Source organism: Bacillaceae bacterium S4-13-56 (assembly GCA_040191315.1).
GTDB lineage: Bacteria > Bacillota > Bacilli > Bacillales > JAWJLM01 > JAWJLM01.
The window spans coordinates 20,198-32,737 of record JAWJLM010000015.1; the positions used below are offsets into that span (position 1 = coordinate 20,198).

A 12,540-nucleotide genomic window follows, 5' to 3' on the forward strand; every position below is an offset into this window, starting at 1 on the left:
ACACCGAAAGGTGTGTATCCCTAAAATACCCAAGCACCCCCCACACCTCTACCCTGTCACAACCCTTTTCTCCGAAGGAGAAGAAACCCTGACCTTCTCCACCCTCCTATTACCTAGCTCTAGAAGTGTCTCCCTCAAAACCGAAGGTTCCATCTCTCCAAACTCTCTAATCACATTCTCAATCTCTTCCATATACAGCTCCGATGTCTTCCCTACATAAATCTTCGGATACACCTGTTCGTCATGAACCTCATTCTTACCCAGCAATTCCTCAAACATCTTCTCACCAGGACGAATTCCCGTAAACTTAATCCCTATATCCTCAACCAAATGTCCTGATAGTTTAATAAGATTACTCGCAAGATCCACAATCTTCACAGGATCTCCCATATCGAGCACAATGATCTCTCCACCTTTGGCCAAGACACCAGCTTGAATCACTAAACGAGAAGCTTCAGGAATCGTCATGAAATAACGCACCATGTCTGGATGGGTAACCGTCACTGGTCCACCTTTTTCAATCTGCTTTTTAAATAACGGAATGACACTTCCACGACTTCCCAGTACATTCCCAAAGCGCACCGCTACAAATCTAGTTTTGCTAGCCGCGTCCATATTTTGCACAATCATTTCAGCTAACCGCTTCGATGCCCCCATCACACTCGTTGGATTTACCGCCTTATCCGTAGAAACCATAACAAAGGAACCAACTCCAAAGCTACTCGCGGCTTCAGCTACATTTTTCGTTCCAATGACATTGTTTTTCACAGCCGCTTCTGGATTTCTCTCCATTAACGGAACATGCTTATGAGCCGCTGCATGATAGACCACATCCGGCTTGTACTTATCCATCACGTCAAACATTTTATCCCGGTCCTGGACATCCGCAATCTCCGTCACAATTTCAATAGAAGAACCAATCGTTCCTAGCAGCTCCATCTCAATCGTATAAATGCTGTTTTCCCCATGTCCTAACAAAATCATTTTTGCAGGTTTAAACTTGGACACTTGCCGGCAAATCTCAGATCCTATCGATCCACCCGCTCCCGTTACAAGCACCACTTTTCCAGATAAATTTTCAGCGATCCCCTTATTATCTAACTGAACAGGCTCGCGACCTAATAAATCCTCCACCTGTACATCTCGAAAAGAGTTTACCGAAACATTCCCTTCCATAAGATCCTCAATCATAGGAAGGATTTTCGTTTTTGCAGAAGTTTTCGTACATTCTTGAAAAATCTCATTTAACTCCTTTTTACTAAGGGAAGGAATAGCAATAACAATATTTTCAATTTCGCGTTCTTTTACAATCTCAGCAATATCATGGATTCCACCTAGAACAGGAACACCATGAATTTCAAGATGTTGTTTCCTCAGATCATCATCGACAAAAGCAACGGGCTGTAAGTGGGCCTCCTTGTTATTGATTAACTGCCTTACAACCATCGTCCCAGCAGCACCCGCTCCAACAACCAAAGTTCGCTTTTGGTTAGATGCACTTGCTAAATAGCGGTCACGAAACACTCGCCACGAAAAACGCGATCCTCCAATAAGTAGGATATGTAACATAAACGTAATCGTTAATGTACGTAAAGCTATGTTTTGGAAAACAACCAATTGAACAGCAGCAGTCATTAAAATCGATAAACTAACCGCCTTAAAAATCGCGATTAGTTCCCGAATACTCGCATACTCCCATGCTTTTTTATAAAGTTTATAATGCCACGAAAAAATATGATGGAATGTTAATAAAGCAACCGAACTGACTAGTAGAATATCATACATAAGCAAGTGAACATTTGGATTTAAGAAAAAGTTACTAATATAAATGGCAGTTAACACAATGAAAGAATCAACTATTACTAAGATCCCAATACGTTTTCTAAGTGACATGAATAGACCCCCCTCCTCTCGACTTTTGATTTATAGAGAGGTTTTTGATAATTTGGATTGCAAATATTTAAGTAATTCATCTCTTATTTCTTCATTTTTTAAGGCAAAATCGATCGTTGTTTTGACGAACCCTAGTTTTTCTCCCACATCATAGCGCTCCCCTTCAAAGTCATACGCATAGACCTTTTGGGTTTGATTCAACATTTGAATGGCATCCGTCAATTGAATTTCACCGCCGGCACCAATTATTTGCTTATCTAAATACTTAAAGATTTCAGGAGTGAACACATATCTCCCCATAATGGCTAAATTCGATGGTGCAGTGCCTTGTTTTGGTTTTTCCACAAAGTTTCTGACTTCATAGCGACGTCCCTCGTTTGAAACAGGATCGACTATTCCATAACGATGGGTTTCCTCATCAGGAACGGTCTGTACCCCAATCACGGATGACCCCATTTCCTCATATTGATCCATTAATTGTCGTAAACAAGGATAATTGTTTTGTACGATATCGTCCCCAAGAAGAACCGCAAACGGCTCATCTCCGATAAAGTTCCGTGCACACCATACCGCATGACCTAGACCTTTAGGTTCCTTTTGTCTGATATAATGGATATTCGCTAAACTTGTAGAATAGTCCACCGTTTTCAGCAAGTCGAGTTTCCCTTTCGCTTGAAGATTACTTTCTAGCTCCGGCGCACGGTCAAAATGATCCTCAATCGCCCGCTTCCCTTTTCCCGTTACAATAATAATATCTTCTATACCCGATGCCACCGCTTCTTCCACAATATACTGAATCGTTGGCTTATCCACTATAGGCAGCATCTCCTTAGGCATTGCCTTTGTGGCTGGTAAAAACCTTGTCCCAAGACCAGCCGCAGGAATAATCGCTTTTCTAATTTTCTTCATTTGGTTACCCCCATCAATTGCAAGTTGTTTAATGAAAATATCTAGGGATGAGATATGAGTGTAACTGTTTCCTAATGGATGGCAGTCACATCCCGTCGCTAAATATCTTCTAAGTGAAATAAGAAAAGCGCAAGCGCCCTCGATCATCGACGTAAGGCGGTGGACCTCATCGAGCGAGATAAAGGAAACACGGTTCACGAAGTGAATCGATGTTGACTTATCGATTGAGAGGAGGGAACCGACTCTAGTCGATAGGGCGCTGGAGCTAGACAAATTTTATACTTTCTTATCTTGTTAGAAAACTTGGCATTCGCCAAGCCTTTGTGGCGAATGGCTTAGTTGCACTTATGCAGTTAGGAAAGTTTTATACTTTCCTATCTGTCAAAATAGGAAACCCCATTTTCCCACTCCAACTTACTTATACATTTTCCCTTAACACAAAAAGAGTTTTCTACCCCTTGCTCTCTTTTCCTGATAATATAAAAAAATTGGGCATCTAACCCACCCTCACACCCCACTCTTGACAACAAGCGCGTCTAAGGTGGTTTTGAACACCCACAGCAGGACCGAGTACCTCCCTTGATAAAGGTAAGGAGATATCACCTATAGCGAAAGCAGAAGCGCCCCTAGAAACAAGAAAAGCACTTGTCTCTGCGAAGTAGCTTGCCTTACTCGGGATAAAAACTTTGAAGCTAACTCGATGAAGCTTTTTCACTGGAGCTAGACATCTTTTCTATTTTAATGACGTCCATTTAAGTTAAAAAATCCCTAAAATCTTCTTTCGACCAATTTTCTCTGGAGGTTCTCCCACAACGGTTTGATTCTCCAAAATTAGTTCCGCATTCTCCATAAAGAAATGAAGGAAATCCTCCCCATATCGATTTCGGATTTCCTCATAAGCCTCCGACAAACAGAAACGCCTTGTCGTCGTATTATGAGCATCAGAAGCAATGAAATGAGTGAGATTGGCTTCTATGATTTTTTGCGTAAACTTTTGTATATTTTTCCCGAACTTCCCAGTAACGCTAGCTGCTGTCACTTGTGTCAGGGTTCCTTTTTCCACCATTTTATATAATACATCAGGATTTTGAATGAGTTGTTGGTTTCGTTCAGGATGAACGATGATTGGCCTGTATCCTGCTAATTGGATATCGAATAATAATTGAGTTGTATATCGAGGAACATGGTCCGATGGAAGCTCCACGAAAACGTAACTGCTTGTCTGATTCAAAGGAAGCAGTTGGTGCCTTTGCAAGTTGTTGATCATTTCTCCGTTAATTCGTGTTTCTTGTCCTGGTAGGATCGTTAATGGAATGTTATTTTCCTTTAATTGTAGATTTAATGCAGATACTTCTTTTATTACATTTTCTGCTAGATTTATATACTTGCCATTCATATGATGTGGAGTGGCAATAATCGTATGGATTCCTTCTTGAACAGCCGCCCTTGCCATTTCTAAGCTATCTTCCAATGTCTGAGCCCCGTCATCTAGTTCAGGTAATATATGACAATGGATATCAATCATGGTGTCCACCTCCACAGGTAATTCTAAATCTTTTTTCCTAGACTCTTTGTTTTTATTTATAATAAATTCACATTTTTTTGAAAATCCTAAGACCAATAGTAACACTTTTTAACAGAGAATTGTATGGTTTTTTTTGTAAGGTTTTGTCGAATATGATTATTTTTTGGTAAATTCAGAAAAATTCAAGCTCCATGGCCATCTACATAAGAGGGAACAACTTTAGTCGATAGGTTGCCCTTCGAAAAATTTGTTTTCTACGAAGAAGCTCTAAGTAGCCTTCCTTGCTGCGATGACTCAGGCAAAAACTTCGAAGATTACTCGTTGAAAATTTTTGCTGAAACTAGACAGATTTTTACTTTGTTATCTTCCGATTCATTCCACTAACAATCAGTAGGGGATGAAGAAAATAAAATCCTCACTGATTCTTAGCGCCCACCTAAAGGCCCTCGAACCAATCGGACATTTACGGCCAGCCAATCCATAAAGCAAGCTTCACCAACAAGGATGTTTAATTTTCTCTTTTTGTTTCACTTAAGACTTCAGGTGGGGGTAAAACGTCCTGTTCATGCGGGATTAATTCTGTCATTAAAAAAAGAAAGCACAATTTTTCAGTACTTTCTTTTTTTGTCAACAGGGGAATTAAACGTCATTCCCATAGTAATAGTAGTGACTCTTTTTCAGTTCTTTTCCATTAAGAACAGATCCTAAGATTTTCGTATGAGCTTGTTCAAGTCTCTCCTTAGCCTGCTTCACCGCTTCTAATTTTGTTTTCTTGCTGTAGGCTACTAAGAGGGCCCCATCTACATGACTCCCAAGAATAGCAGCATCAGCTACCGCAAGTACTGGTGGAGTATCAAAGATGATGATATCATAGGCTCCGTACACTTCCTGAAGGAACATGGTCATCGCTTTTGAACCTAACAGCTCCGCTGGGTTTGGTGGGATCGGTCCCGATGTGATTAAATCTAAATTCTGTAATCTACTAGGAGTAATGATGTCCTGCACGGACCGTTCACGTACTAAGTAATTCGTTAACCCTTTGACATTATCTACACGAAACGTAAAGTGGATTGTAGGTTTTCGCAAATCCGCATCTATAAGTAGTACAGTTTTTCCTTGCTGGGCATAAACAACGGCCATATTGGCTGCCGTAATGGATTTTCCATCACTTGGCTCTGCTGATGTCACTATAAAACTTTTAATCTCTTTATCAACAGCTGCAAATTGTAAATTGGTTCTAATTGTCCGATATTGTTCAGAAATAGGTGACGATGGATTTGTATTGGCAATTATTTGCCTTGCACGGACCATTCTATCCCTCTTTTTTAAACGAGCCAACTGCCTCACTCCTCACTACACCAACAGGTTTTCGTACTCCATTTCTCACCTTTATATCTTCTTCTTTCATAACAGCCACTACCCCAAGAACTGGTATCCCAAGATGTCTTTCTAAATCCTTTTCATCTTTCACGGATTGGTCTAAGTACTCTAACAAAAAGGCTAGTCCCACTCCTGCCATTAAACCAACCACTAGGGCAATAGCCATATTGAGCATAGGATTTGGATTTACTGGTTGAGGGTTAGAAGATAAAACCGCTGGTGACAATATGCTGACATTGTTCACATTCATAATCGAAGGAATTTGTTCCTTAAAAACTTCTACTGTCGTGTTTGCGATTTGCACAGCCATTTCTGGATCGATATCTGTCACTGTCACATTTACGACCTGTGAGTTATTTCCACTGGCTACCTGCAATTTAGCAGCCAATTGAGTAGCTGATAAACCAGAATCTAGCTCTTCTGCCACGATATCTAAAATTTTCGGGCTTTTAATGATGTCGTTATAAGTATTTATAATTTCTACGTTTGTCCGAATATCATTTACATTGTACCCTGCCATTGGGTCCGCATTATTTTGATTGACAATAAACTGCGTCTTCGCTTCATACGTTGGTGTGATTATCAGATAGCTAACCACCGCTGCTATTATTACAGCCGCTACCGAAAGTGAAAGAATCAGGATAAATCTCTTCTTAATAACCTCAAAGATCTCCTGTAATGAAATTGTTTCTTCCATGATGTCCCTCCATCTACTATTTTCAATTACTATTCTCTATAAACATAACTCAAAAAAAGTATATCATAAAATGCCCGCCTAGAAAGTAGGAAATTTTGGATTCGCGTGGTGCCCCGGGTTGGTGCCTGTCACTTTTCGACAAATTTCGGGTGGTGCCTGTCACTTTTCGACAAATTCACAATACGCTAGTTTCTTTTCTTCATCTGTTCCTGGGAAGTAGTCTAGTATTCTGTTTGTGTTGAGGAATGGTTCTACTTTTGTGGTTTTCTCCGATGAAAAATGGCGGTAACTGCTCCATTGGTAATCTTCTGGATTTAAGACCATTTGTGCTTCTAGTGGATTGAGATGGATATAGCGGCTAACCTCTAGCATTGCTATTGGGTCAGGAATGATCTTGTCAAAGTATCGCTTTTCATAGACGTGGCCGGTCATTTTATATTTGGTATTATAGTAGTCTGCATAGCGTTTGTTGACTAGGGACATTATTTTAGAAATGGGTTGTTCTGGGGACATAAGTTGTAAGTGAAGATGATTTGTCATAAGACAATAAGAAGCAATTTCAAAGGGGTATCGATCGTAGATTTGTCTCAGGATATAGAGGTAAGTTAAAAAATCATGTTTATCATTAAATAAAGCATCACGCCTATTCCCACGACAAACAATATGATAAAAATAATTCGGTAACCAAATACGTTTCCTTCTTCCCATATTTCACCTCTCCCATATTTTATTCGGGTGGTGACAGGCACCATTCGACAAACTTCGGGTGGTGCCTGGCACTGTAGCAATTATAGCAAAATGTTGGTAAAGAGTCTAAAGCGCAAATTTCGTTTTCCTTCTCAATTTGCCTTCTATAAAATAGGATAATCTCACTCTAAAAACACAAATTCCAGTACCAATAGCACATACAAAAAAGCAATTCACCTAACAACAAAAGAATTTACCACATCCGTGGAACAATTACGATTCTGTGAAACAAGATTTTTCGGGTGGTGACAGGCACCAACAACAAATGCAAAGTATTAATAATTTGATCGCCATCATAGTAGCCCCATCCCGCAATGTAAAAATCGAAATCGAAGTGATTATGGTCCAATAAAGAGGATGTACAAACTCGTACAGATCTGTTGCCAAACGTCCCCCTGTCGCACTTAACAAATCCATTTCAGAATTATCTTTTGTTAACCCCAATTCATGTAGTAGTTTTTTTAATCTGGTCGTCTTTTATCTGGTAACCTACGATTAAATGGTCCGAAAAGTTGAAACGATGTATATGTTTTGTGATATCCGGAAAAGCCAAATGTGGTTTATAACCATTCTTCATTGCTTCTCCTAATTTTCTTCTGTTTCCATGCTGTTCGGAGCCAGCTCTAATGTCGCTATTTAACAGAAGTTTGCCACTGTTCTTGGCGGATAATTTTTAAAAAAAGAGCCGTTAGCTCTATTGACCATAGTATAATGGTCTGTAGAGCTGACAGCTCTTAATCTAGGAAAGGAAAAGGTTATTTGCTCCTCTTTGCTTGCAGGCCAGAGAACAAATAACCTCCCTACTACAATGTCTATTTTACTCAAATGTCCACTTACTATCAAAAAATAGATGAAATTCATCGAAACCTTTGATGTGTGTTATGTGGTGCCTGACACCAGTGTTGAAATATAAAAAAATAATAGAAAGAAGCACAACAACAAACCCAACCACCCCTACACTTCTATCCTACCAACATTCGACAAATTCCGGGGCGTCACTGTGACCATACCAAAAAAAATCTCGCCAAGACTATGCTCGCGAGGTTTGTAATGACAGGAATGTTCCCTCATTACTACTTTCATTATACTACATGTATAATATTTATCAACAAAAAATTAAAATTCTACATCATTAATTTTCTGCTTTGTTATTTTTAGTTTATTTATCCACTCTAAGGGATTGATAGAAGGTAGCCCGGGTACTTCAATAGGAATTTTTTCCGTTTCTAATTTCCATAAATCTCTTGAAATAATAGTTGCCAAAAAATCTACGATCTCACTACCAGCATGTGGTAAACTTTCATTTTGAGCTACTTCATTCTTTCCAATAAAACGTATTTCGTCAAATAATTTTGTAATTGTTTGTGGACGAAAATGCTTTGTTCCTAATGTAATTGAATGATGATATGCTTCCTTTATATCATCCCTCTCCCCTAATCCTACGTCACCATCATATCTTAGCTTTGTAATTCTATGTTCCTTAATAGGTTGTTCTTTATCAAGTCCTAATAAATAAAAGCTAAGCATATTCATATGTTCCCTAAGTGCAATATATGGAGGTAAATATGTGTTCTTTTGTTTAAAGCTCTTTTTTTGGGATCGAATTCTATGTAGATGATCCCAACGATAACCTGTAATGAATACTTTCATTGGAAGACTACTTACCAATTCCAGCAATTCCTTGTAAAATTCATGCATTTTTCGGTTATCTATCTTTTCTGAATCCCTCTGAAAAATGTCAAACCATTGCTGATCGTAAGGATGATTTGTGTTTTCATCTAACAAATGTTTAATGTCAGCAAAATGCATGGATAAGCCAATAGGGATCTCAAATTCTCTTCTAAATTTCATCCACTTGTTTTCTATTTCATTAATATAGATATCTTTGTCTGCAGTAATACTAACAATATTATAATATCTGTACGAATGATTTGTTAGATTTTCAATCTTTGATTCGTCTAAATAAGTAATACACTGGACTGGAGAAGAAATAGTAGATCTTCCTTTCTTTTGTGGTTATAAAAAGGATATTTTGGTAATAATTATTAGTAATGTAATTAGGCATAGTCCTGAATTACAGCATCCCCTTTCGGGCATAGTCCTGGAAAGGGGTTATTTTTATTATACCTAATTTTCTACATGATAAGAAATGGTTTCATAGATTCAATGTAACCAAATACATATATTTCCTATAATTGGGTATAGTAACAAAGGGAGAAATCAAAATATGAACTACACAAGTGGAACTTTAAAAGATGTTCTGGTTTACTAATTAGAATTAAAGGGTCAAAGTCATGTCTAATGATTTGGATCCTTTAACAAATGCTTTTAATCCCCAAAAACACTTCCCCATTCTCTTGCTCTGACCCAATAATCCATAAGAAGAATTTCAATGCCACCCAACGAAAACACCCTTTTTGCCCCATTTTCCCAAGCTAAAAATTCCAGAGAGACAAACTCTCATTTGACCTTTTACAAAGTAAGGATGTTGTCCAACGAAAAAAGAAGGAGGCAAATTCCCCCTTCTAAATAAACTCAAGCTTTTGAAAATGTTTCCATGCTTTTTCAATATGTTTACTATTAAAAACTTTACGCTTTCGTTCATTCCAATTGTGAACCTCATTAATGATAAAATCCAAAGTCAAATCCGAACCATTATTTTCTCTAATAATCCAATGAACTGTTGCTAGCAACTCCATTCCATAAGGAGTTTCAAAACCTCGAATGATCTGTTGCACCTTAGAAAGTCTTTCTTCTGATTCTTCATCATTTCGAAGATAGTTTTTAGCTTTTTCTGCCGCATCTGATAGTAAATATATTTCCGCTTCTCGATTACGATCACCAAATCCTCTGATAAAATGACCATCCATTCTCAATAACACATGATTTAGATTTTCTGCATAAGGACCATATTTATTTTTCTCAAAACGTAATTTGAGCGGTTCGCCCACTTCTTGTAAGAAATAAGCGATTTTTTGTATTTCTAATAGTGATAAACGGTATCCTGGAACGGAGTAATCATTCATAGAAGCTAACAATAGTGCTCTAGATTTTGTCATATTAGGTTTTTTTGTTCTTATCTTCATTTCATCAGGCTTTGGGCTCCCTGCTGGTTCATAAACATGGATATCTATAAGTGAATTCTGGAAAGCATCTACTATCTTGGCTTTTACTTTCACCCATTCCAATCCACCGTTTCCACATCCAAGTGGAGGGATTGCAACTGTTCGAATGCCTAAGTCATTAATTACTTTAACCAAGTCTTGTAAACCTTCTTCTACGTAATGCATTTTAGACTTTTCTTTCCAATGTTTTTTTGTTGGAAAGTTAATAATGTACTTCGTTCCAAATAAGGACTCTGTCGAAACTACATGTACTTTTCCTATTTCCATATTCCCTTGTTTACATTCTTTAGCATACTCTTTATAAACATCAGGATATGCTTGTTTAAACTGTAAAGCAATGCCTTTTCCCATCACTCCGACACAGTTAACTGTGTTAACAAGAGCCTCTGCATCATCTTCTAACAAGTTGCCTGTTCTAAAATGTATCAATTCAATCACCTCCTAATAAGAAAAGCGCAAGCGCCCTCGATCATCGACGTAAGGCGGTGGACCTCATCGAGCGAGATATAGGAAACACGGTTCACGAAGTGAATCGATGTTGACTTATCGATTGAGAGGAGGGAACCGACTCTAGTCGATAGGGCGCTGGAGCTAGACAAATTTTATACTTTCTGGTGTGTGAAATAAAAACGAGGTCTTACAACAACTGGTAAATCCAGTTTATAATTTTTTACTTTATCCTCAACTATCTCTTTCATTCGTTCATTTCTAACAGCAATCCCTAAAAAGTGCTCTAAGCCAATTCTCTCATGTACTAGAAATTCAGCTTGTCGTCTCCTTTTCCGATCAGGATCTTCCTCCGTATCATTCCAATATATCTCTTTCATAATGTCCCAATCAACCTTATCTAAATCATGTATATCATTATAAAAATCGGTGATAAACATAATGGCATGACCATCAGTAAAAACAAATGACAACCCAGCATCTACCACTTTGTCTGTGCTTGTAACAAAATAAACAATGTCATCTTGGCTCCCATCAAAGTCTATCACTCGTCCCTGTTTAATGGCATACAACATCGGTGACCTAGGAGCAAAATAAAAAGGAACATAATCATGTAAACATCCATTGGGTTCAACAGGGATAACAGTAGTAGATCTTCTTTCTTGTAGTCCTTGATGGGCTATATTGGTATAGCCTACCTTTTGCTCTTGCACTTTGATATGAGATGCTAGTTCTCCATTACTAAAAATGGAATCTAAGTTTTTATAAAAAGAAATATGAAACAAAAGATGAGTTCCCATTTATTCACTTCCACTACCTATTCTTTATAACTTCATATTACCATATTCGACATGACGTTAATAGAATCCTACTTTTTGTAAAACTCAGCTGAGTGAATTTGAAATCCAACGTTTTCTATCGGTAACTCCCTAACTCCTTACAACTTACCCATGCATGAAAAAGTTTTATAAAGTTTTATTTTTCTTTTCTCTCACACCTATAAACGAACGGTTTGTATCGATAACACCTTAACTCCTTACAATCTATACCCAGTAATACTTTGTGATATGATATTTTACTTTATTTTATCTTTTTGTCTCCCTCATTCCTTTAACAAATTCATTTTTTTGCTTGGGTGAATAGGTCGATGTCACAAACTCCTTGCCTCTCATGGATTTATTATCCCTTCCAAAATGGTCGCTTTGTTGTCCAGCCTATCCGTTTTAAGGAGTTAGAAAAGGAAGCGACGATTACCGCCTCCTAAACATGGTTTCCACCAGCTGTTCGTATCCGTATTTATTAAAGAACTCAATGAGTGCCACTTCAAACAAGTCTCGTTGACTTATGTTTTTTCATTCGCAAAGTCCGTCACAAGCTCTTTAAGACTGCTCATCATTTATACACTTTACCTGAATGGGGATAAGGTACTTTTTATTTATGTAAAACTAAAAAGCGAAAATACACGCAGTGACAATCCCCTCTATACTATGTCCTTCCACTAAACACAACATTAATAATTTGTCTTTATTTGGTGCCTGACACCAGTGTTTGAAGCATTGGATAAGGTCCGTAGACAAGAACAAGCCACACAACCTGAGTTAAAGAAATCACGCGATGTATGGCTTAAAAATCAAAAAAACCTTACCAAAAAACAAGAAAGAACATTAGCCAAATTAAAGGATCTTGACTTAGCGACAGGGCGTGCATATCGAATGAAATTATCCCTTCAGAATATGTTTACCAGGTCGCCAATCATTTCCAAAATGCATTTTGACGAATGGTATAACTGTGCGATACGTTCTCAGCTGACGACTATG

At 38.0% G+C, this 12,540-nt stretch carries 9 protein-coding genes; all 9 read right to left on the reverse strand.

Features of this window, described 5'->3' with window-relative positions; all coding sequences use genetic code 11:
- Positions 1 to 48 precede the first annotated feature (48 nt).
- Positions 49 to 1,893, reverse strand: a complete 1,845-nt coding sequence (locus tag RZN25_06295) for a nucleoside-diphosphate sugar epimerase/dehydratase (protein MEQ6376436.1) — start codon at positions 1,891 to 1,893, stop codon at positions 49 to 51.
- Positions 1,894 to 1,923: 30 nt separating this feature from the next.
- Positions 1,924 to 2,802 (reverse strand): UTP--glucose-1-phosphate uridylyltransferase GalU, encoded by an 879-nt coding sequence (galU, locus tag RZN25_06300; protein MEQ6376437.1) that lies wholly within the window; start codon positions 2,800 to 2,802, stop codon positions 1,924 to 1,926.
- Between the two features lie 757 nt (positions 2,803 to 3,559).
- On the reverse strand, positions 3,560 to 4,327 hold the full coding sequence (locus RZN25_06305; protein ID MEQ6376438.1) for a CpsB/CapC family capsule biosynthesis tyrosine phosphatase: 768 nt from the start codon (positions 4,325 to 4,327) through the stop codon (positions 3,560 to 3,562).
- A gap of 639 nt (positions 4,328 to 4,966) precedes the next feature.
- Complete coding sequence (locus tag RZN25_06310; GenBank protein ID MEQ6376439.1) at positions 4,967 to 5,638, reverse strand: CpsD/CapB family tyrosine-protein kinase; 672 nt, start codon at positions 5,636 to 5,638, stop codon at positions 4,967 to 4,969.
- Position 5,639: 1 nt separating this feature from the next.
- Positions 5,640 to 6,404 carry a Wzz/FepE/Etk N-terminal domain-containing protein gene (locus RZN25_06315; protein MEQ6376440.1) on the reverse strand — a complete coding sequence of 255 codons (765 nt, stop codon included), beginning with the start codon at positions 6,402 to 6,404 and terminating at the stop codon, positions 5,640 to 5,642.
- Positions 6,405 to 6,563: 159 nt separating this feature from the next.
- Positions 6,564 to 7,112 (reverse strand): transposase, encoded by a 549-nt coding sequence (locus tag RZN25_06320; GenBank protein ID MEQ6376441.1) that lies wholly within the window; start codon positions 7,110 to 7,112, stop codon positions 6,564 to 6,566.
- A 1,155-nt stretch (positions 7,113 to 8,267) separates the two neighbouring features.
- Positions 8,268 to 9,002: a hypothetical protein gene (locus RZN25_06325; protein MEQ6376442.1), complete on the reverse strand. Its 735-nt coding sequence runs from the start codon at positions 9,000 to 9,002 to the stop codon at positions 8,268 to 8,270.
- Between the two features lie 674 nt (positions 9,003 to 9,676).
- Complete coding sequence (locus RZN25_06330) at positions 9,677 to 10,714, reverse strand: macro domain-containing protein (protein MEQ6376443.1); 1,038 nt, start codon at positions 10,712 to 10,714, stop codon at positions 9,677 to 9,679.
- A 164-nt stretch (positions 10,715 to 10,878) separates the two neighbouring features.
- A complete protein-coding gene (locus RZN25_06335; GenBank protein ID MEQ6376444.1) occupies positions 10,879 to 11,523 on the reverse strand; it encodes a DUF4433 domain-containing protein in 645 nt (214 codons plus the stop codon).
- Positions 11,524 to 12,540 lie beyond the last annotated feature (1,017 nt).